Source organism: Gordonia sp. CNJ-863, assembly GCF_001942325.1.
GTDB classification, from domain to species: Bacteria; Actinomycetota; Actinomycetes; order Mycobacteriales; family Mycobacteriaceae; genus Gordonia; species Gordonia alkanivorans.
Window position 1 is genome coordinate 131,626 of the sequence record NZ_MKKG01000033.1, and the last position, 19,559, is coordinate 151,184.

Annotated in this window: 20 protein-coding genes; 11 read left to right on the forward strand and 9 right to left on the reverse strand. The window is 66.5% G+C overall.

Annotated features, from left to right (window positions below):
* Positions 1–2 precede the first annotated feature (2 nt).
* Together BJF87_RS16405 and BJF87_RS16410 are read right to left on the reverse strand one after the other, a co-directional pair.
* Complete coding sequence (locus BJF87_RS16405; RefSeq protein WP_035754427.1) at positions 3–725, reverse strand: type 1 glutamine amidotransferase; 723 nt, start codon at positions 723–725, stop codon at positions 3–5.
* On the reverse strand, positions 722–2,023 hold the full coding sequence (locus BJF87_RS16410) for a MurT ligase domain-containing protein (protein WP_075863644.1): 1,302 nt from the start codon (positions 2,021–2,023) through the stop codon (positions 722–724). Before BJF87_RS16410 ends, BJF87_RS16405 begins: the two co-directional genes overlap by 4 nt.
* A 75-nt stretch (positions 2,024–2,098) precedes the next feature.
* Here BJF87_RS16410 and BJF87_RS16415 point away from each other — a divergent pair, with 75 nt between their 5' ends.
* Entirely contained in the window at positions 2,099–3,193 is a 1,095-nt protein-coding gene (locus tag BJF87_RS16415) for an alpha/beta hydrolase (protein ID WP_006358971.1), read from the forward strand.
* Here the strand turns inward: BJF87_RS16415 and BJF87_RS16420 are convergent.
* Positions 3,190–4,221, reverse strand: coding sequence for an EamA family transporter (locus tag BJF87_RS16420; RefSeq protein ID WP_035754491.1), 1,032 nt, complete (start codon positions 4,219–4,221; stop codon positions 3,190–3,192). The genes BJF87_RS16415 and BJF87_RS16420 overlap by 4 nt on opposite strands.
* Positions 4,222–4,319: 98 nt before the next feature.
* Positions 4,320–4,682 carry a thioredoxin gene (trxA, locus tag BJF87_RS16425; RefSeq protein ID WP_006358973.1) on the reverse strand — a complete coding sequence of 121 codons (363 nt, stop codon included), beginning with the start codon at positions 4,680–4,682 and terminating at the stop codon, positions 4,320–4,322.
* A gap of 101 nt (positions 4,683–4,783) precedes the next feature.
* On the opposite strand from trxA, the gene BJF87_RS16430 reads away from it, so the two are divergent.
* The gene (locus BJF87_RS16430; RefSeq protein WP_075863562.1) at positions 4,784–5,668 is read left to right on the forward strand and encodes a LysR family transcriptional regulator; all 885 of its coding nucleotides are present in this window, start codon (positions 4,784–4,786) and stop codon (positions 5,666–5,668) included.
* Between the two features lie 63 nt (positions 5,669–5,731).
* Here BJF87_RS16430 and BJF87_RS16435 read toward each other — a convergent pair whose 3' ends face one another.
* The 4 genes from BJF87_RS16435 to BJF87_RS16450 form a co-directional block, all read right to left on the reverse strand.
* Positions 5,732–6,883: an acyl-CoA dehydrogenase family protein gene (locus BJF87_RS16435; RefSeq protein ID WP_075863563.1), complete on the reverse strand. Its 1,152-nt coding sequence runs from the start codon at positions 6,881–6,883 to the stop codon at positions 5,732–5,734.
* Positions 6,884–6,919: 36 nt separating this feature from the next.
* Positions 6,920–7,588, reverse strand: a complete 669-nt coding sequence (locus BJF87_RS16440; protein WP_035754431.1) for a TetR/AcrR family transcriptional regulator — start codon at positions 7,586–7,588, stop codon at positions 6,920–6,922.
* The gene (locus tag BJF87_RS16445) at positions 7,581–8,774 is read right to left on the reverse strand and encodes an acetyl-CoA C-acyltransferase (RefSeq protein WP_035754433.1); all 1,194 of its coding nucleotides are present in this window, start codon (positions 8,772–8,774) and stop codon (positions 7,581–7,583) included. Before BJF87_RS16445 ends, BJF87_RS16440 begins: the two co-directional genes overlap by 8 nt.
* A 180-nt stretch (positions 8,775–8,954) precedes the next feature.
* Positions 8,955–9,275, reverse strand: a complete 321-nt coding sequence (locus BJF87_RS16450; RefSeq protein WP_075863564.1) for a putative quinol monooxygenase — start codon at positions 9,273–9,275, stop codon at positions 8,955–8,957.
* Between the two features lie 471 nt (positions 9,276–9,746).
* Here BJF87_RS16450 and BJF87_RS16455 point away from each other — a divergent pair, with 471 nt between their 5' ends.
* The 9 genes from BJF87_RS16455 to BJF87_RS16495 are packed head-to-tail and all read left to right on the forward strand — an operon-like array spanning position 9,747 to position 18,459.
* On the forward strand, positions 9,747–10,568 hold the full coding sequence (locus BJF87_RS16455; RefSeq protein WP_187346516.1) for an ABC transporter permease: 822 nt from the start codon (positions 9,747–9,749) through the stop codon (positions 10,566–10,568).
* Positions 10,569–10,624: 56 nt separating this feature from the next.
* Positions 10,625–11,497 carry an ABC transporter permease gene (locus BJF87_RS16460; RefSeq protein WP_075863565.1) on the forward strand — a complete coding sequence of 291 codons (873 nt, stop codon included), beginning with the start codon at positions 10,625–10,627 and terminating at the stop codon, positions 11,495–11,497.
* A 5-nt stretch (positions 11,498–11,502) separates the two neighbouring features.
* Positions 11,503–12,519 (forward strand): Mce family protein, encoded by a 1,017-nt coding sequence (locus tag BJF87_RS16465; RefSeq protein WP_075863646.1) that lies wholly within the window; start codon positions 11,503–11,505, stop codon positions 12,517–12,519.
* Entirely contained in the window at positions 12,516–13,532 is a 1,017-nt protein-coding gene (locus BJF87_RS16470; protein WP_075863566.1) for an MlaD family protein, read from the forward strand. The genes BJF87_RS16465 and BJF87_RS16470 overlap by 4 nt, the downstream gene beginning before the upstream one ends.
* The gene (locus BJF87_RS16475; RefSeq protein WP_075863567.1) at positions 13,529–14,542 is read left to right on the forward strand and encodes an MlaD family protein; all 1,014 of its coding nucleotides are present in this window, start codon (positions 13,529–13,531) and stop codon (positions 14,540–14,542) included. The genes BJF87_RS16470 and BJF87_RS16475 overlap by 4 nt, the downstream gene beginning before the upstream one ends.
* Positions 14,542–15,678, forward strand: coding sequence for an MlaD family protein (locus tag BJF87_RS16480; RefSeq protein WP_084813219.1), 1,137 nt, complete (start codon positions 14,542–14,544; stop codon positions 15,676–15,678). The genes BJF87_RS16475 and BJF87_RS16480 overlap by 1 nt, the downstream gene beginning before the upstream one ends.
* Positions 15,675–16,706 carry an MlaD family protein gene (locus tag BJF87_RS16485; RefSeq protein WP_075863569.1) on the forward strand — a complete coding sequence of 344 codons (1,032 nt, stop codon included), beginning with the start codon at positions 15,675–15,677 and terminating at the stop codon, positions 16,704–16,706. Before BJF87_RS16480 ends, BJF87_RS16485 begins: the two co-directional genes overlap by 4 nt.
* On the forward strand, positions 16,703–17,659 hold the full coding sequence (locus BJF87_RS16490) for an MlaD family protein (RefSeq protein WP_075863570.1): 957 nt from the start codon (positions 16,703–16,705) through the stop codon (positions 17,657–17,659). The genes BJF87_RS16485 and BJF87_RS16490 overlap by 4 nt, the downstream gene beginning before the upstream one ends.
* Before the next feature lie 32 nt (positions 17,660–17,691).
* Positions 17,692–18,459 carry a hypothetical protein gene (locus BJF87_RS16495; protein ID WP_075863571.1) on the forward strand — a complete coding sequence of 256 codons (768 nt, stop codon included), beginning with the start codon at positions 17,692–17,694 and terminating at the stop codon, positions 18,457–18,459.
* 14 nt (positions 18,460–18,473) lie between these two features.
* Here BJF87_RS16495 and BJF87_RS16500 read toward each other — a convergent pair whose 3' ends face one another.
* Positions 18,474–19,493 (reverse strand): LLM class flavin-dependent oxidoreductase, encoded by a 1,020-nt coding sequence (locus tag BJF87_RS16500; protein ID WP_075863572.1) that lies wholly within the window; start codon positions 19,491–19,493, stop codon positions 18,474–18,476.
* Positions 19,494–19,559: the final 66 nt, after the last annotated feature.

The window sequence follows — 19,559 nt, forward strand, 5'->3', positions numbered from 1 at the left end:
GCCTACCGCCGCCGGCCGGCGGCGAGGCGTTCCTTGCGCAACCGGCTGACCTCCGGGAGGTCCAGCGGCGCAAGCGATTCGACGCCCATCGCGGTCGCGAGTAGGTGGTCGGCGAGCTCCGGGTTGCGAGCCAGCGCCGGACCGTGCATGTAGGTGCCGAGCGCGCTGCCCTGCACGACGCCCTCGGTGCCGTCGCCGACGCCGTTGCCGACGCCGTGCTTCACACGTCCGAGCGGCTTGGCATCGGAGCCCAACGTTGTTCCGCCGCGGTGGTTCTCGAAGCCGGTGAGCGGCTGCGTGAGCGCGGCGAGCGTCGGTTCGGTGACCAGTTCGCCGATGCTGCGCTTCTCCTGCGGTGCGGTGGTCAGGTCGAACAGCGAGATGCCGTCGACCCGTTCACCGGCCGAGGTCTCGTACCAGTGGCCGAGCACCTGGATGGCCGCGCAGATCGCGAGGACCGGGCGTCCCGCCGCCGCGGCCTGCTGCAGGCCGGGGTAGCGGGTCAGGTGTCGGGTGGCCAGACGCTGGGCGTAGTCCTCGGCGCCACCGAGGGTGTAGACGTCGAGGGAGTCCGGTACCGGGTCGTCGAGCGTGATGTGCACGACCTCGGCGTCGATTCCGCGCATGATGGCGCGACGCTTGAGGACGAGGGCGTTGCCGCCGTCGCCGTAGGTGCCCATGACGTCGGGCAGGACCAGCCCGATCCGCAGCGTCGACTCGCTCACTGTTCGGCCTTTCGTGCACGTGCCGCGCGTTCCATGGCGATACCCAGATCGCGGAAGGCGGTGTAGTTGGCGAGCACCTCGACGCGTCCCGGCGGACACGAGGCGATCGCCGCCATCGGGTCTGGGATGGTGGTGTGCTCGGCGCCCGCGTAGAGCAGGCGCACCGACAGGTCGGCGGCCCGCTCGCCGGCGGCGACCACCTGCATCGTCTCGAAGGCCTCGAATCGCACGTCCCACAGCCAGGAGAGGTCCTCGCCATCGGGAACCTGTCCGTTGACCGCGATGACCAGGCCGTCGGCGTCCTGGTCGATCATCGACAGGGCCTCCTGCCAGCCGGCCGGGTTCTTCGCGAGAAGCGTACGGACGGAGTGGTTCCCGACCTGGTGGACGCCGTAACGACCGGCGACCTCGCCGACCGTCCCGACCGCGGCGACGGCTTTGCCCGGGTCCGCGCCCATCGCGACGGCGGCGGCCACCGCCTGCGTTGCGTTACCGCGGTTGGCCCGGCCGGGGACGGCCAGGGTCAGGGGAGCGGAGAAGCCGCCGGGGCCGTAGATGTTCTCGTCGTCGAACCACCAGTCGGGCGTGGGTCGACGGAAGTTCTCGTCTCCGGTCGACTGCCAACCGTCGCCGGACCGCACGATCGGTTCGCCGGTGCGGGGACAGCTCACCGAGTCGCCGACCCAGCCGGCGCCCGCGGCCACCCACACCACGTCGGGCGCGTCGAAGGCGGCCGAGGTGACCAGGACGTCGTCGCAGTTCGCGACCACGGTGGTCGACGGGTGACGGGCGATGCCCTCGCGAAGCCTGCGCTCGATCAGGTTGATCTCGCCGACCCGGTCGAGCTGGTCGCGCGACAGGTTCAGCAGGACCAGCACCTCGGGATCGACCGCGTCGCTGACGTGCGGTACGTGGAGTTCGTCGACCTCCAGCGCGCACAGTGGCGCGGTGCGGCTGAGGGTGAGGGTCGCGATGATGCCGGCGTCCATGTTGGCGCCGTCGGCCTGCGTGGCGACCTCGCCGAGCTCGGCCATCGCGGCGGCGGTCATCCGGGTGGTCGTCGACTTGCCGTTGGTGCCGGTGATGATCGCGGAGCGTTTGCCGGCGGCGAGACGACGCATGATGTCGGGATCGATCTTGGCGGCGACGAGGCCGCCGATCATCGAACCCTTGCCGCGGCCCGCGGTGCGCGATGCCCAGCGAGCCGCTGCGGCCGCGGCCAGCGCGACCGAGGTGCGGGCGGGCACACGGGTGCTCGGGCGAGATGCGGATCCGGCAGACGATGGACGGTCGGGCATGGCCACGAGTGTTCCACAGGGCGGATGCCCGGGTTGCTCGTGCCGACAGGCGACCAGCAAGTAGGCTCGGCGACTGTGAGCCGCGACACTTATCTCCGCCTGTCCCTGCCCGCACGAATCCAACGTGGCGTGCTACTCGCCGCGGCGAGGATTCCCGACGCCGCGATGGCGGTTCTCGGCCGGCGTGCGCCCGTCAACTCCGATGGTGAGCGGGTGGCACCGGAATTCGTCGCGGTCGGCTGGTCCACCGAGCACGTCCCGGGGTCGAATCCGTTCGCGGGTGAGGTCCACCAGTCGCGCGCCAGTACGGATGAGCTCGGCGCCGCGATGGCCGAGAAACTGCCGCCGATGGCCGTCGAGGAAGACCTGGTCATCGACGGTCCGGCCGGTCCGATCCCGGCCACGCGCTACCGCTCGTCGACCGAGTCGGACGGGCTCGTCGTCTACTTCCACGGCGGTGGGTTCGTCACCGGCAGCCGGATCAGCCACGACACCTTCGTGCGTCGGCTCGCGCACGGCACCGGACTCGACGTGCTGTCGGTCGAGTACCGGCTCGCACCCGAGAATCCGTTCCCTGCCGGAGTCGACGACGCCGTCGCGGCCTGGCATTTCGCCGTGGACACGGCACCGCGGTGGGGTCTCGATCCCGCGCGGATCGTCGTCTCCGGGGACAGCGCGGGCGGAAACCTCGCGACCGTGGTCTCCCGACTCGTCCGCGACGAGCCGGTCACACCGGTCTTCCAGCTGCTCATCTACCCGGTCACCGACGCCACCGCGGAGACCCCCTCGCGTCGTGAGTTCGCGAACGGGTACTTCCTGACCCTGGACGGAATCCACTGGTTCAACGACCGCTACGTGCCGGATGTCGCACAACGCAAGGACCCGCGTTGTTCGCCGCTGCTCGCCGACGACCTCAGCGGCCTTCCGCCGGCACACGTCATCGTCGCCGGGTTCGACCCACTCCGCGACGAGGGCCTCGCCTACGCGAAGAAGCTGGAGGAGGCGGGTGTACCCGTGACGCTGCGCCGAGAGGGATCGCTGATCCACGGCTTCATCAACATGACCCTGATCAGCTCCGGCGCCCGCGCGGCGGTGGACCGGATGTGCGCCGAGGTCCGGCGAGCCCTCGACGAGTCGCCCCGCGCTGACCAGGGGTCGATTGCCGGCTAGCGGTCGCGGGCTGCAGTCGCCGCGCACGCCAGGTCGACGTCGGCCGCCGAGTCCGTGTTCGTGGTCGCCGTGCTCGTGGTGGCTGTAGTCGTGGTCGGCGGCTTCGTGGATGCGGCCTCGGCCGCAACCCGCTGACGTCTGCGCGACCGCGGCCGGGCCATCACGCCGACCGCGCAGCCGCCGACGACGATCACCGCACCGACGATCTCACCGACGGTCGGGACCTCGCCGAGGAAGGCGAACGACGCGCTGATCCCCACGACGGGCACCAGCAGCGACATCGGCGACACCCGGCTCGCGTCGTTGCGGCTCAGGAGCACAGTCCACAGGCCCGCGCCGACGAGGGTTCCCAGGGCGGCCAGGTACACGAGTCCGCCGAGGGCGCGCAGGCCGGTCTCCGTGCCGATCGTCATCAGCGCGTCGAAGCCGGCGGACGGTCCCTCGATGATCAGGCTCGCCAGGTAGAGCGGCGGAGTCGCGACGACGGCCATCCACATGGTCATGCGGAAGGAGTCGTCGGGCTGGGCGAGACGGCCACCGATGTTGCCGATCGCCCAGCTGAGGCCACCGAGGATGGTGAGGCCGATCGGGAGGAGCGCGGCCACGCCGATGTCGCTGCCGGTCGCGCGGTCGACGGCGATCAGGCCCATGCCGCCGACTGCGACGATCAGGCCCACCACCTGTGCGACCGTCATCCGTTCACGCAGGAACAGCACGCCGAGAACCACGGTGAAGGGCGCCGACGTCTGCAACACCAGCGAGGCCAGTCCGGCCGGCATCCCCAGGCTCATCGCCAGGAACAGGAACATGAACTGCACGGTCCCGAACCCCGCCACGTAGACGAGGAACCACTTGAGGCGGACCTTGGGAAAACGCACGAACAGGATGACCGGGATCGCCATGACGGCGAAGCGCAGCGCTGCCAGAAAGAACGGCGGGAAGTGTTCGAGACTGAAGTGGATCGCGACGAAGTTCAGTCCCCACAAGAACACGACGCAGAGGGCGAGCAACCGGTCACGAGTGGACATGACCACCATCGTCCGAGGCGGCGCGATGAAGGACAATCGAATTTAAGCGGAAGGATTGTTCAGATCATCTGAACAATCCGTCCCACGTGCATCGTGGGTCACTGCTGTGCTGCGGCGACCTTCGCCCGGACGTCGTCCATGTCGAGAGCCTCGACCGCGCCGATGAGCTCCTCGAGCTGTGCGGCGGGGAGCGCTCCGGGCTGGTTGAACACGAGGATGCCGTCACGGAAGGCCATCAGCGTCGGAATCGACTGGATGCCGAGGCTACCGGCGAGCTGCTGCTCGGCCTCGGTGTCGATCTTGCCGAAGAAGATGTCGGTGTGGGACTCGGAGGCCTTCTCGAACACGGGGCCGAACATGCGGCACGGGCCGCACCAGCTCGCCCAGAAGTCGAGAAGCACGATGCCGTCGGCCTCGATGGTGGGTTGAAAGGTTTCCAGGGTCACGTCTTGTGTTGCCATGATCGGCACAACCGATTCGGGGGCGGAGACATTCCTTGTCGGCGGCTCGGCTCACCTCGCACCTGAGCAGGACCCGACCGGTTTGTCGGTACCTTTGGCCCATGGAGGTCCGCCGACTGCGATTGCTGCGTGAGTTCGCCGATCGTGAGTCGATCGGTGCGGTCGCCGACGCGATGCACATGACGCCGTCGGCGGTGTCACAGCAACTGAAGGTCCTCGCCGACGAGGCCGGCGTCCCGCTGTTCGAACCCGACGGTCGGCGCATCCGGCTGACCGAGGCGGGCCGCGCGCTGGTCTTGCGCGCCGACGAGGTGATCGCCGCCGTCGAACGGGCCCAGGAGGAGATGGCGTCATATCGGTCGGGCCGGGCCCGCGTACGGCTCGCGATGTTCCCGTCGGGTTCGACACTGTTGCTGCCGACCGTCCTCGATCGCGCCGCCGAATCCGGGATCGAGGTGCACGCTTTCCACCTCGACGTCGGATATCCGGATGCGGCACCTGCTCTCGCCGACTTCGACGTCGTCGTGACGCACCGGGACGAGCGGACACCTGCGGTCAACCAGTCGCGCGTGTGGGTTGCCGAGCTGATGCGCGAACCGGTCGACGTGATCGTCCCCGTCGACAGTCCGCTCGCCGATGCCGACGAGGTGGCGGTGTCCGAGCTCGCCGAACACGATTGGATCAGCGTCGAGGGCGGATTCCCGGTCGACGATGTGCTGCAGTCGATCTCGGCGGTGACCGGGGTCGCGCCCCGGGTCACCCAACGCATGCTGGACTTCACCACCATCGAGGCCCTCGTCGCCGGCGGCCACGGGATCGCGTTGATGCCGCGGTTCGCGGTCCGTCACCCGGGTGTGAAGCGGCTGGAACTCAAGGGCGTTCGCGCGGCACGCGTGTACGAGGCCCTCTCGCGGCCCCGCTCCCGGACGGCGGTTGCGCAGGTCGTCGAGCTTCTGATGGCCACGGGCGCCGACCACGGTCAGTGATCGAAAAAGACCGGTGGCCCACGCATTTCGCGTGAGCCACCGGCCTGGTTCGTGTCCTGAGGATCAGACGCCCAGGCTCTTGCCGACGATGTCCTTCATGATCTCGGTGGTGCCACCGAAGATCGTCTGGATGCGGGCATCGGTGTAGGCGCGGGCCACGCGGTACTCGTTCATGTAGCCGTAGCCGCCGTGCAGCTGCAGGCAGCTGTCGATGACACGCTTGGCGAGCTCGGTGCACCACCACTTGTTCTTGGAGGCGTCGATGGCGTCGAGTTCACCGTCGAGCACACCCTGGAGGCAGCGGTCGATGTAGACCTCGGCGATGTCCAGCTCGGTGGCCATCTCGGCGAGCGTGAAGCGGTTCGCCTGGAAGGTGCCGATGGGACGACCGAATGCCTTGCGGTCCTTGGTGTACTGCAGGGTCTCCTCGAAGATCGCGCGTGCGCCGGCGATCGCGCCGATGCCGATCGACAGACGCTCGGACGGGAGGTTCTGCATGAGGTGGTAGAAGCCCATGCCCTCCTGGCCGAGCAGGTTCTCGACCGGGACGCGCACGTTGTTGAAGTGCAGCTCGGCGGTGTCCTGCGCCTTGAGGCCCATCTTGTCGAGCTTGCGACCGCGCTCGAAGCCCTCCATGCCGCGCTCGACGACCAGCAGCGAGAACGCCTTGTGGCCGGCCGCGGGGTCCGGGTTGGTGCGGCACACGACCACCACGAGGTCGGAGTTGATACCCGACGAGATGAAGGTCTTGTTGCCGTTGAGGACGTAGTGATCACCCTCCAGCTTCGCCGAGGTCTTGATGCCGGCGAGGTCCGAACCGGCACCGGGTTCGGTCATCGCTACGGCGAGGATCGTCTCACCGGTGGCGATACCCGGCATCCAACGCTTCTTCTGCTCGTCGTTGGCAAGGTGCACGAAGTACGGTGCGACGACGTCGTTCTGGAGGCTCATGCCGGGTGCAGCGCCGTCGAACTTGGCGAACTCCTCGACGACGACCGCGTTGAAGCGGAAGTCGTCCATCGCGCCGCCGCCGCCGTACTCCTCCGGGATGTTGAAGCCCAGGAGGCCCGCGTCGCCGGCCTTCTTGAAGATCTCACGGTCGACCTGACCGGCCTTGGTCCATTCCTCGTTGTACGGACCGCACTCGCGGATCAAGAAGTTGCGCGCGGTTACCCGCAGGGCCTCGTGCTCGTCTTCGAAGATCTTGCGTTTCATGGACTTTCTCCCTTTCGTGGACCGGAAACAGTGGTGTCAGTCGTCGTTCTTCGTACTCTGCGCACCCACGACCCGCAGTGCGATCAGGGCGTAGGATGCCGCGACCTCTGCGGGTGTGCGAGCACCGGACGGGCGGTACCAGGTGGTGACTGCCTGGCAGGCGCCGAACAGGTAGCGCAGGACGTCCTTGACGTCCTGGTCGAATCGGAACTCGCCCGAGTCCAGGCCTGCCTGGATGACGTCGGCGAGCATGTTCTCGGTCTCGGTCCGCATCGCGATGTAGGGCTCGCGCCGCGGGTCCTCCGGATCGAGATGACGGAACTCGCTTGCGACACTGGCCAACTCGAGATCGCTGGTCATGTGCAGGACGATGGACTCGATCGCGTTCGACAGCTTCTCGCTCGGCGTACGTCCTTCCTCGATCGCTGCTCCGACCCAGGCGAGGACCGACGTCATCGCCGCTTCGAGCAACTCCACGAGGATGCCGAGTTTGTTGTCGTGGTGGTAGTAGAGCGTCGGTAGTGAAACCCCGGCGCGCGACGCGATGTCGCGGATCGAGGTGCCGTGGAACCCGCGCTCGTAGAAGGCGCGCTTCGCCGCGTCCAGGGTGGTCGGCAGTGGCACGTTGTCGCGCCGTCGCCAGTCCAGTCCCTCGGTGTCGACCGTGAACCGTTTCCCGGCAGCGGCTTTCGCTGCGTCAGACACGTTCGATGATGGTGGCGTTGGCCATTCCCGCGCCCTCGCACATGGTCTGGAGACCGTAGCGGCCGCCGGTGACCTCGAGATGGTTGACCAGGGTGCTCAGCAGGCGGGTGCCGGAGGAGCCGAGTGCGTGACCCAGCGAGATGGCGCCACCGCGCGGGTTCAGCTTGGCCGGATCGGCGCCGAACTCCTGGGCCCAGGCCATCGGCACCGACGCGAACGCCTCGTTGACCTCGTAGGCGTCGATGTCGTCGATGGACAGGCCTGAACGTTCGAGGATCTTGTGGGTCGCGGGAATCGGCGCGGTCAGCATGAAGATCGGGTCGTCGCCGGCAACCGAGAACGAGTGGAAGCGGGCGCGTGGGGTCAGTCCCAACTTCGACGCCATCGTGTCGCTCATGATCAGGGCGCCCGACGCGCCGTCGGTGAGCGGCGAGGAGTTGCCCGGCGTGATGTGCCAGTTGATCTCGGGGAACCGCTCGGCCAGCGCCTCGTTGTAGAACGACGGCTTCAGGCCGGAGAGGCCGTCGGCGGTGGTGGAGGCGCGCACGGTCTCGTCGACCTTGTGGGTGAACGTCTTGCCCTCGGCGTCGACCACATCGATCGGCAGGACCTCACGGTCGAAGAAGCCGTCGGCGGCGGCGGCCGCGGCGCGCTGATGCGACCGGGCGGCGAAGGCGTCGAGTTCCGCACGGTCGAATTTCCACTTGGCGGCGACCAGTTCGGCCGAGATGCCCTGGTTGACAAGCCCTTCGGGGTAACGGGCCGCGATGCTGGGACCGTACGGGCTGCGGCCTGCGGTGGAGAAGCCCATCGGCACGCGACTCATCGACTCGACACCGGCGGCGATGACGACGTCGTACGCGCCGGCGATGATGCCCTGCGCGGCGAAGTGTGCCGCCTGCTGGCTCGAACCGCACTGGCGGTCGACGGTCGTCGCGGGGACGGACTCGGGGAAACCGGCCGACAGCAGGGCCGAACGCGAGATGTTGAGAGCCTGCTCGCCGGCCTGGCCGACGCAGCCGCCGATCACGTCGTCGACGATCGCGGGGTCGATGTCGTTGCGCTCGACGAGTGAACGCAGCACGTGGGCGAGCAGCTCGACCGGCTTGGTCTCCGACAGGGCGCCGCCCGGCTTGCCCCTCCCGGATGCAAGGCGGACGACGTCGACGATGACGGCTTCGGGCATAGAGGTTTCCTCCCCGTGTGGTGTCGCGAACCAGTGCGGACCCGGCATGGCGCCCATCACTTTATCTAACGATCGTTATACAGGTCTAGCACGCACCTGTCCGCTGAATCAACAGGCGCGAAGATGCGAACGCCCTCGCCCGGTCGGGATCGGGGGCGAGGGCGTCGTCGGTTCAGCGGGTCAGATCGCGCCCTTGTCGGCGTCACCTGCGGGAACGGCGGAGAACGTCTTCACGTCGAGCGGGCCGGCCAGCAGCGGCCCGATTTTCTTGCCGAGCTCGGTCAGCGCCGGTGCGCCGCCGTGGGTGGCCAGCGCCTCGAAGGATTCCCAGCGCTCGATCATGACCAGATCGGTGGAGTCGCCAGTGGCTTCGTGCAGTGCGTACTTGCCGCAGCCGGGCTCGCTGTGCACCTCGGGGATGGCGGCCAGCACCGCCTCCCGGACGGCCTGTTCCTCGCCGGCCTTGGGCGAGATGGTGGCGACGACGATCACTTCGGACATGGGTGGTTCTCCTCGGGGTGGGGGATGTGCTCGTGACGTTAGGGGAGTGTGGCGGGTTCGCGCGGCGGTTTGGCCGAGGGGTGCCGGGTGCCCCGGGGTGCGCTGTGGAGGGGTCGGCGGCGCTCACCTGGCTGGTTTCGGTGAGCCGAACCCACGGTCACGCGGAAATGAGACAGAGAACACAGTCAAGGGCTCGATGTGACTACACGTGATGTCGGATTTCGGTGACGTGGCGCCCGTGGCCTGGTGATGAACCCGCAGGCCAGGGCCCGTGGGCGCCGAAAAACCGTGTCTCCAAGGCGGTTTGAACGGATGGACGTCCATACCTACTCGATGGTCAGTTTTGGCGGCCAGTGGTTGCGGCACGTGACTCATGTGGTTTGCCCGAAGGAATCACGGCTCCCTATGCTTCGTGCGTTCGGTCACATTTCGTGCCGAGAGAGTGTCATAACGCAGGGTGGCGGGGGTGTCGTGAGCACTGCGAGCATCGGGGTGGGGCGTTCGGGTCCCGTCACCTACGTGCTCGGATCGGTCCGCACGTTCGGCCGACTGATCCGGATGACGACGCGGTCGTCGGCGATCGCCGTCGCCGAGATCGCGACCGGCCGATTCCCCCTGCGCGAGAGTCTCGTTCAAGGCTGGTTCTTCGTGTCGGTCTCGCTCTGGCCGGCGATCCTCATCTCCATCCCGATGGGGGTGGTGATCGCGGTCCAGATCGGTAGCGTCGCGTCCAATGTCGGCGCCAATTCGATGGCCGGCGCCGTCGGCGGCATGGGCGTCATGCAACAGATCGCGCCTCTGGCCACCGCCCTCCTCGTCGGGGGTGCGGGTGGCTCCGCCATCGCGTCGGACCTGGGCGCGAGGACGATCCGCGACGAGATCGACGCACTGCGCACCATGGGCATCGACCCTCATCAGCGTCTCGTCGCGCCGCGGCTCGTGGCGATGTCCGTGGTGGCGCCGGCGCTCTCGGTGCTCGTGATCCTGATGAGTATCTTGTCCAGCTTCGCCGTCGCCGCGCTGGGTCAGGGCGTCGCGCCGGGCTCGTACTGGTTGTCGTTCGGCAGCTTCGCGTCGATCACCGACCTGATGATCTGCCTCGGCAAGGCCGTGGTCTTCGGTTTCGTGGTCGCCGCGATCGCGTGCCATCGGGGACTCGAGGCGAAGGGTGGCCCCAAGGGCGTTGCCGACAGCGTGAATGCGGCTGTGGTGCTGGGCATCCTGGCGTGCGTCGTGATCAACCTCGCGCTGACCCAGCTGACCATGATGTTCGTTCCCATTCGATTCCTCTGACAGGTAGGGCAAGTGATACCGCGAAGAAGTGCTGGGGACGGGGTGGTGGGTAGTTCATGACCACCGAGATCAACGAACCCGCGCTGTACCGGCGCCGCGGGTTGGGCTGGACACGCTCGATCAATCGCGTCTGGGACCCGGTCGACGCTTTGGGTCGCCAGTTCCATTTCGTGTGGATGGCGTTGCGCGGTGTCGGCCATGCGCTGGCCAAGCACCGCCGTCAGACCACTGAGATCTTCACCGATCTCGCCTGGGGCAACGGCCGCGCCGTCATCGTCGGCGGCGGTGTCGCACCGGTTCTCGCGCTGATGGGTGTGGTGTCGGGCGCGATGATCGGCATCATCGGCTTCGAGGTACTCGACATGCTAGGAGTAGGGCCGCTCGCCGGAGCGATGTCGGCGCTGGCCAACCCTCGTGAGCTGGCGCCGCTGATCGCCGCGGTCGGGTTCGCCGCGCAGGCCGGATGCCGGATCACCGCGGAGGTCGGCGCGATGCGGATCTCCGAGGAGATCGACGCCCTCGAGGCGCAGGCGATCGATCCGGTGCCGTACGTCGTGTCCACGCGCGTGATCGCCTCGGTGCTGACCGTGATCCCCGCCTACCTGATCGCGCTCGCGCTCGGCTTCGCGACCACCAAACTCACGGTGACCGCTGTGCAGGGACAGGCGACCGGCGCCTACCAGCACTACTTCGATATGTTCGTGCAGCCGGTCGACCTCGTGTACTCGTTGATCAAGGTCGCGGTTTTCGTGGTGGTCGTCACCCTCGTGCACGCGTACCAGGGCTTCTATGCGTCGGGTGGACCGGAGGGCGTCGGTGTGGCCTCGGGCCGGGCGATCCGCGCGAGCCTCGTCGCCATCACCGTGTGCGACATGGTCCTCACCCTGCTGATGTGGGGCCTCGAATCGTCGATCGATTTCGCGGGGTGATGAAGATGAGCTCTCACCGTGAACCCAGCGTCCGCGGATACCGTATCCGTGGTCTCGTGGTCATCGCGCTGGTCGCGGTTCTCGGAGTCGTGGTGTGGCAGAAGGTCACTCCTGCCCCTGTCGACGGCGTGCGCTTCGCCCTGGTGGTCACCGACCTCGGCGACGGCGTCGGCGAATCCACTCCGGTGCGCCTTCGCGGACTCACCGTGGGCGAGGTCATCGACCACCGTCCGCACGGGCCGGGTCGTCAGCTGATCACCTTATCCGTCGACGACGAGCGATTCGGCGAACTGTCCGACGAACTGGGTGTCCGGTTCATCTCCGGCACCGTGTTCGGCTCGACCGCGGTGGAGCTGGTCCCTGCCGGATCAGGCGCGCCGCTGAGGTCCCAACAGGTTCTCGACCTGGGCAACCGTGCGTCGGACGACACGATCACGACGATCATGCGGGACTCAGGTCGATTGCTGATCGACGTCGTCAACCGCGACCTTGCCACCTCGATGGAGGCCGGAGCCGAACTCACCGACGCATCGGCTCCGTTGCTGGCCTCTGGACTCGTCGTATTACGGACCATGCAGAAGAAGATGAATCTTCCCATGGCTGAACTGCTTCCGAAGCTCGCCAACGCTTCGGAGGGGACTGCGGCCTTCATGCCGTCGTCGCTGGGCATCCTCAAGGCACTCGCCTCGGTGAAGGATCTCGACGACTCCGAGCAGGTCGAGCTCGCCAACGGCACCATCATCGAGGTCTCGAATCTGGTGTTCTCGTTTGCCGGCCGTCTCGTCGGGGCCCTCGCACCGATGGCGGGGCTGATGGACGCCATGCTCGATCTCGTCATCCCGATCAATCAGGGAATGCAAGGCGTGACCCCGCAGAAGGTGGAGCGACTCCTCGACGGACTCGACGGGGCGTTGGACGCCCGCGGCGACCGGGTGGACCTCGACACCGAGATCCTCCTCAAGGGCTTCCCGGCCTTCGGTCAACCGCTCGCGGCTCTCGACCCGGTTGGAGATGGCCGATGAAAACCCCGCGCCAAGCGGCGATCCGGCTCGCCATCCTCGGGGTGGTGGCCGCGGTCATCGTCGCGCTGATCGTGCAGGCCATCCAGCGCCCTGTCGAAGGGGAGACCGTCGACTATCAGGCCACCTTCGGAGACGTCTTCGGGCTCACCCAGAACGCCGATGTCCGGCTTCGCGGTGTGCAGATCGGCAAGGTGACGGGCATCGAACTGACCGATGATGCCCGCGCCGAGGTCGGATTCCACATCCAGGACGAACACCGCCTGCGTGCATCGGACAAGCTGGCGATCCGATTCCAGAATCTCGCCGGACAGCGTTATGTCGAGGTGATCCGCGGTGACGCCTCGGCACCGGTGATCGCCGACGGCGCGATGGTGACGGAGACTGCGGACTCCTTCGACATCACAACGGTGTTCAACGGACTACGACCGCTCCTCACAGCCGCAGATCCGGAGGTCTACAACCGCCTCGCGACCAATCTCGTCGCACTCATCGACGGCGGAAGCGACGACATGACCCCGGTGCTCAAGGACATCTCGGTGCTTGCGTCCTATGCCAACGACCGCGCTGCGGTGATGGAGACCATCGTCGGCAACCTGGAGGCGATCTCGACCGAGATCGGTGGCCGATCGGCTAATCTCTCCGCGGTCCTCAAGGTCTTCCACTCGATCTTCCTTCCCATCGCGACCCGGATGGAAGAGTTCATCTCGCTGATGGACAAAGGCTCGGTCGAACTCGCCGAGATCGCCCGAATCACCGGGGCGCTCAGCCTTTTGGGACTCGGCGCAACTGACATCGAAGACGATCTGACCCGACGGATCGACGAGGTCATCCCCGACACGACCGCTGCAGTTCGATCGTTGTCCCTGTTGCCCGGGCTCCTGGACGGACTGAATCAGCTCATCCCGAACGCCAACCCGGCTCGATCGTGCAGCAACGGTACGTTCGCGATGCCGATAGCCGCCGACGTCCTCATGGCAGGCCGGCAACTCACAGTCTGCAAGGGGGACCGATGAGCGATACGCGCAGCAAGACCCTCATCGGCGCCGAGGACGCATCGTCTCGTTCTCAGATGTGGTGGGCGGTGATCAGCATCGTGGTCGTGGCGGTGATCATCGCCACGACGAGCATCCTGTACCTGAAACCGCCGGGAAATCAGACTTTTCACCTGACTCTCAGCGAGTCGGGCAATCTTCGGGCCGGCGACACCGTTCGCGTAGCCGGTATCCCGGTGGGGAAAGTCCTGGGCCTCGAGCTGCGAGATGATCACGTCGACGTCGAGTTCACCGTGAAATCCGATGTCTTTGTGGGCGATACGACGTCGGTCAGCGTCCGGATGCTGACGCCGGTGGGTGGTCTCTATCTCGCGATGATGCCGTCGGGGGCCAAGCCCCTGCGCGCGCCGATCCCGCAGGACCGCGCCCAGGTGCCGTTTCTCGTCAACGATCTCGTTGCGGACGCCGTCGACGTCACCGATCAGATCGACACCGGCGCACTGCGAAATGCGATGTCGGCAACCGCAGGGTCACTCGACGCTGCGCCCGGTGCGGTGCGGAACACGGTGGGGGACATGCAGAAGATCGTCGAACTGTTCGCCGCTCAGAAGAACCAGATCCAAGACGTGCTGTCGCTGTCGAACGAGTACATGGGGGCGGTACGCGACAACGAGAAACTCTTGACCGAGATCATCCGTGCATACTCGATCCTCGGGCCTAATACCGTCGCCTCCCAAGAGAAGGTGCGAATCTTCGCTGACGCGACCGCGGCTCTGATCGCCGTGATCTTCGATTTCCTCTCTGGCCCGTATCAGGAGAAGGTCGAACCGCTGCTCCCGCCGCTCCTCGAAGCCCGCGACCTCAGTCGCCAGATGATGGAGTGGACGGACCAGATGGCCGCGCAACTGCGGACCACCGTCACGAGTCTCGCGGAGCTCGCCGGTCCGGAGGGCAAGGCCCTCGTCGACCAGAGTGGGCTCACGACGCCGCCGCCCGATGTGTGCCTGCCTGTACCCGGACGGACCTGCTGATGACGACTCCGGAGCAGAACACCGTTCCATCACCAAGGCTGACGACGCGGCGTCGTCGCGGACTGGTGCTCTTCACCGTGCTCATGACGGTGGTCGCGGTCTGCAGTGTGGCGTTCACACGTACCGACAGTGCGCGCGATCAGGCGATCTGCGCCGCATTCCAGGACTCGTTCGGTCTCTATCCCGGTGCCGCAGTCACCATCCGAGGCATCCAGATCGGCACCGTCGACAAGGTGACCCCGCGAGGCTCGCAGGTCCAGGTGGACATGAAGATCGACGACCGGAAGCTCGGCTCAGACGTCGGTGCGGCCATCGTGAACTCGTCCATCCTGACCGACCGGCGCGTCGAGCTGGTGAACAGCGAAGCACATCACGGTGCACCCGGGCACGACGGGACCTGCATCCCCGAATCCCGTACGGCCGAACCGATCAGCGTCCCCGATGCGCTGAACTCCTTCTCCCGCTTCTTCAAGGACCTCACGACTGCCGACGCATCCGGGCAGGCGCCACTGGAGGCGCTGTTGAAGGGCGCGGACCGGGAGGTGGCGGGCCTCGGCCCGGCGATCAACCATCAGCTGAGCGAGCTCGGACGACTGATGGAATCACCCGATACGTTCATGAGGGATTTCGGGACCCTCATCGAGAACAGCGCGGAGCTCAGCAGATTCGTTGCGGCGGACTGGCAGAACATCTCGACGACCATCAAGACATTCGGTCCCGGTCTGTCCCTCATCGAGTACATGCTGGGGCTGGTCAAGACCATCGTCGGCAAACTCGCGGCTGCGCTGGACCCGCTGGACCGGTTGTTCAACGAGCACTTCCCGTTGATCATGGATGCGCTGAATGCGTCGGTTCCGATTGTCAGCAAGGTACGGACCCAGACCGAGGAATCCTCCGAACTGCTCGGACGGATTCCCGGCATCCTGAAGATGCTGCACACGATGATCGAGGCGCCGGGCCGTGGAATGGGAGTCGACTATGAGGCTCCACGGGCCCAGGTGGCGAGTTCGGATGCCGGGCGAATGTGCGCTCTGCTCAATCGGATTCCAGGCAGTCGGTGCGAGGTGACCTCTTCGCAGATGCTCACCGTTCCGCTGCCGCAGCTGTTGCTGACCGACCTGGGAGGTCGACGATGACACCCACCCGCCTCGCCACACGACGACTCAGCGGCTGGCTCGGTCTCCTGATTGCGTCTGTGATCCTTTGCGTCGGATGCTCGTTCAATCCCAGTAGCTACGCCATGCCGGGAACCGGAGTCGGTGGACCGACGTACCGGTTGGACCTCGAATTCTCGTCGCTGCTCAGTCTTCCGGCGGGTGCCGAGGTGCGTAGCAACGGTGCCAAGATCGGATCGCTCAGGTCGATCACGCTGACCGACGCCAGTGCGGTCGCGCACGTCGAGGTGAGCGACGACGTCGAGTTGTTCTCGGGAACGCGGGCCGAACTGAGGCAGACATCGGTCCTCGGAGACATCTACATCGCCCTGATCCCGCCGGCCGCGACAGGCAGTCAGATCCTTGCCGACGGTGATGTCATCCGGCTCGCCGACACCGACCCCGGACCCCAGATCGAAGACGTGCTGAACCGCATGGCCGACTTCGTCAATGCGGGCAGCATGTCACGCCTGCAGGACGCCATCGCCGAACTGAACAAGGCCATGCCCGCGGACGAGGCCGAGCTCCGGGGGATGGCCGAGTTCGGAGCCGCCTCGATGGGGGAGGTCGCCGACAACGTGGACGATCTCGATCGTGCGCTGAAGGCGACCGCGGGACTGACCGGCCGTCTCGACGCCATGCGTGCGGATCTGGGATTCATGTTCTCCGATCAGGCCCGAAGCCGTCTGGAACGGGTTCCGGGGTTCATGACCGCAGTGCTCAACGTGGTCATCGACGTCAACACGCTGACGACCGGTCTCGAGTGGCTGATCCCGCGCCTGCCCCATGTGCGGGCGAACCTGGAACAGCTTGCCCCGCTGATCCGTGAACCATCTCCGAGTGCCAAACAGCTCAACGGCAATGCGGCGACCGCGGTCTCGCTGACCAAGAACAAGCTGGTTCCTTTCCTCCTGGGGCCGAATGTCAACGTCAAGCGCGTCAGCTTCACGAACCAGGACGTGAGCGCCAACGCGTTCATGCTGCTGAAGATGGTGGGAGCGGTCCGATGAGTCGTATCCCGAAGTGGGCGTCGGCCCTGGCGTTGATCCTGACGACCGTGCTGGGCGTCGGCTATCTCGTCATCGGTGTCCTTGCGGTCGATCCGACGCGGAGACACATCAGCGTCACCGTCGACCTCACCGACTCCTCCGGTCTCACAGAGGGTTCCGATGTGGTGTACCGCGGGGTGAACATCGGACAGGTCGACGAGGTGGCCGGACGCCCCGGCGGTGTTCGTCTGCGCCTGACCTACGATGCGGACTTTCGCATCCCGGTTGAGGTGGATCTGAAGGTCGAACAGCTGTCGTCGCTGGGTGAGCCGGTGTTCGCGTTCATGCCGACCACCGACAGTGGCCCGTGGCTCGCCGACAACGCCCACCTCACCCAGGCTGTGGAGGTGCCGACCTCCGTGGCGCAGCTACTCGGTGACAGTTCGGAGATGCTCGAACAGGTTGACCCCGAACGTGTGACCCGTCTGATCGACACCTTCTCGCAATCGGTCACGGGTGTGGAGTCGACGGTGACACCGGCCGTGCGCCGTGGCGCGGATCTACTCCTCATGACGCTGACGTCGAAGCAGGGGCATCTCGACGCTCTGACCGATCACATGACCGACATCCTGTCCAAGACAGACGAACTCAAGCAGGCGATGGTCTCGGCACCGCCTCAACTCGACAAGTTCGGTGAATCGCTGGGCGTCTCGTATGAGTATCTGTTCTTCGCCTCTCGTAAACTTCGCGGACGTGAGGTCATGGGTTCATGGCGTGCCGAACAGCAACAACTCGTCGAGGTGTTGGAGAAGCTCTCACCCGACCTCGATGCCATCGGTGGCGCTCTCCGCCCGATCACCCAGGCGTCCGGTCCGCTCGTCGGCATGATCGATCTGGCCGACCTGCTCGACCATGCCATCCATTCCCTTCCCGGCGACCGGCTTCGAGTCACACTGACCGCGCCTGGATCCTGATCCGCAAACCCCGAGCAGTACAAGGAGTACCGATGAGCCAGCACGACGACACCGCCGCAGGTGCCGATCACGCCGAAGACGCGTCCGCCGTCGATTCATCGTCGGCGGTGGCCCTCGACGAGGCGAAGTCGGTAGAGGTCGACGCCGACGCTCCCAAGGTCAAGAAGGACAAGGGCGCGAAGTCCAAGTCCGGCAAGAACAAGAGCGCTTCTGCCAAGGACCGCAAGAAGAAGAGCGGAAAGAACAAGTCGGGCAGAAAGTCCGCCGCTCCGGCGTCACGTGGTCCGCTCATCGCGGTATCGGCGGTCGCTGCGATCGCTGTCGTACTCGCGGCGGGATTCGGAAGCGTCTGGGCGACAGATGGTTCCGCCGACGAGCTCTCGGCAGTCAAAGCCAAGATCGCGACCGAGGCGGAGGCCGAGAAGGTCGCGGGTGACTACGCGCTCAACGTGTCGAAGGTCGACTACCAGAACATCGACGCGTGGCGGAAGGCGCTCGAGACCGGCGTGACCCAGCAGCTCAAGGAGAAGATGACCACCGCCGTCGACGTCGTCGCGCCGCTGCTCACCCAGATGCAGTACGTCTCCACCGCGGAGAAGCTCGCCGCGACAGTCGCCCACTCGGACGAAAACCAGTACGTGGTCCGCGTTTTCGTCGACATGGACTCCAAGAGCCGCCAGACCCCGGACGGCGTGACCGCGACCGCGAGCTACACGATCACGCTCGACAAGGCCAGCGGCTGGACCATCACCGATGTCGGTGGTCTCGGCGCGGGTCTGCCCGGCCAACCGGGTAACTGACCTCGTAGCGCAGGTCAGCGCCAGCCGAGCGCGGGCGCGACGTGGGTGAGGATCGACTCGATGACATGTGCGTTGTACTCGACGCCGAGCTGGTTGGGCACGGTCAGCAGCAGGGTGTCCGCCGCGGCGATCGCCTCGTCCTCGCGGAGCTGCTCGATGAGCTTGTCCGGCTCGTCGGCATAACTGCGACCGAACCGCGCGACGCTGTTGTCGATGACGCCCACCTGGTCGGACTCGTCGCCCCCGCGGCCGAAGTAGGCCCGGTCACGGTCGTCGACGAGTGCGAAGATGCTGCGGCTCACCGAGACCCGCGGTTCGTGCGGGTGGCCGGCGTCGGCCCATGCCTTGCGGAAACGGTGGATCTGCTCGGCCTGCAACTGATGGAACGGGACGCCGGTGTCCTCGGTCAGCAGCGTCGACGACATCAGGTTCATGCCCTGTTGCGCAGTCCATTCGGCGGTGGCACGGGTGCCGGCACCCCACCAGATGCGGTCGCGGAGGCCGGGTGACTGCGGCTCGATCGGCAGCAGTCCGGGCGGGTTCGGGAACATGGGCCGCGGGTTGGGGCGGGCGAAGCCGCCGCCCTCGATGACGCGGAGGAACACCTCGGTGTGCTGGCGGGCCATGTCGGCGTCGGTGGAACCCTCCGGCGGGACGTAGCCGAAGTACTTGTAGCCCTCGAGGACCTGCTCGGGCGATCCACGGCTGATGCCGAGTTGCAGACGCCCGCCGGCGATGAGGTCGGCGGCTCCTGCGTCCTCGGCCATGTACAGCGGGTTCTCGTAGCGCATGTCGATGACGCCGGTGCCGATCTCGATCCGGCTGGTCTTGGCGCCGACCGCCGACAGCAACGGAAACGGCGACGCCAACTGGCGCGCGAAGTGGTGCACCCGGAAGTACGCGCCGTCGGCGCCCAGTTCCTCGGCGGCCACGGCGAGGTCGATCGACTGCAGCAACGTGTCGGCGGCCGTGCGGACCTGCGATCCGGGCGACTCCGACCAGTGACCGAACGACAGGAAACCGATCTTCTTCATGATCGGTAAATGAAACCACGGTCCGTTTTGTTCCCGCACGAGGGGCATGGGGCGCCGGTACCGGCA

What these genes read in the sequence shown, in the direction of transcription:
- BJF87_RS16410 (WP_075863644.1), bottom strand. Translation starts at nt 2,023, where the DNA reads ATGCCCGACCGTCCATCGTCTGCCGGATCCGCATCTCGCCCGAGCACC.
- BJF87_RS16450 (WP_075863564.1), bottom strand. Translation starts at nt 9,275, where the DNA reads ATGTCCGAAGTGATCGTCGTCGCCACCATCTCGCCCAAGGCCGGCGAG.
- BJF87_RS16465 (WP_075863646.1), top strand. Translation starts at nt 11,503, where the DNA reads ATGAGCTCTCACCGTGAACCCAGCGTCCGCGGATACCGTATCCGTGGT.
- BJF87_RS16420 (WP_035754491.1), bottom strand. Translation starts at nt 4,221, where the DNA reads ATGTCCACTCGTGACCGGTTGCTCGCCCTCTGCGTCGTGTTCTTGTGG.
- BJF87_RS16445 (WP_035754433.1), bottom strand. Translation starts at nt 8,774, where the DNA reads ATGCCCGAAGCCGTCATCGTCGACGTCGTCCGCCTTGCATCCGGGAGG.
- BJF87_RS16460 (WP_075863565.1), top strand. Translation starts at nt 10,625, where the DNA reads ATGACCACCGAGATCAACGAACCCGCGCTGTACCGGCGCCGCGGGTTG.
- BJF87_RS16495 (WP_075863571.1), top strand. Translation starts at nt 17,692, where the DNA reads ATGAGCCAGCACGACGACACCGCCGCAGGTGCCGATCACGCCGAAGAC.
- BJF87_RS16430 (WP_075863562.1), top strand. Translation starts at nt 4,784, where the DNA reads ATGGAGGTCCGCCGACTGCGATTGCTGCGTGAGTTCGCCGATCGTGAG.
- BJF87_RS16475 (WP_075863567.1), top strand. Translation starts at nt 13,529, where the DNA reads ATGAGCGATACGCGCAGCAAGACCCTCATCGGCGCCGAGGACGCATCG.
- BJF87_RS16485 (WP_075863569.1), top strand. Translation starts at nt 15,675, where the DNA reads ATGACACCCACCCGCCTCGCCACACGACGACTCAGCGGCTGGCTCGGT.
- BJF87_RS16435 (WP_075863563.1), bottom strand. Translation starts at nt 6,883, where the DNA reads ATGAAACGCAAGATCTTCGAAGACGAGCACGAGGCCCTGCGGGTAACC.
- BJF87_RS16490 (WP_075863570.1), top strand. Translation starts at nt 16,703, where the DNA reads ATGAGTCGTATCCCGAAGTGGGCGTCGGCCCTGGCGTTGATCCTGACG.
- BJF87_RS16470 (WP_075863566.1), top strand. Translation starts at nt 12,516, where the DNA reads ATGAAAACCCCGCGCCAAGCGGCGATCCGGCTCGCCATCCTCGGGGTG.
- trxA (WP_006358973.1), bottom strand. Translation starts at nt 4,682, where the DNA reads ATGGCAACACAAGACGTGACCCTGGAAACCTTTCAACCCACCATCGAG.
- BJF87_RS16480 (WP_084813219.1), top strand. Translation starts at nt 14,542, where the DNA reads ATGACGACTCCGGAGCAGAACACCGTTCCATCACCAAGGCTGACGACG.
- BJF87_RS16500 (WP_075863572.1), bottom strand. Translation starts at nt 19,493, where the DNA reads ATGAAGAAGATCGGTTTCCTGTCGTTCGGTCACTGGTCGGAGTCGCCC.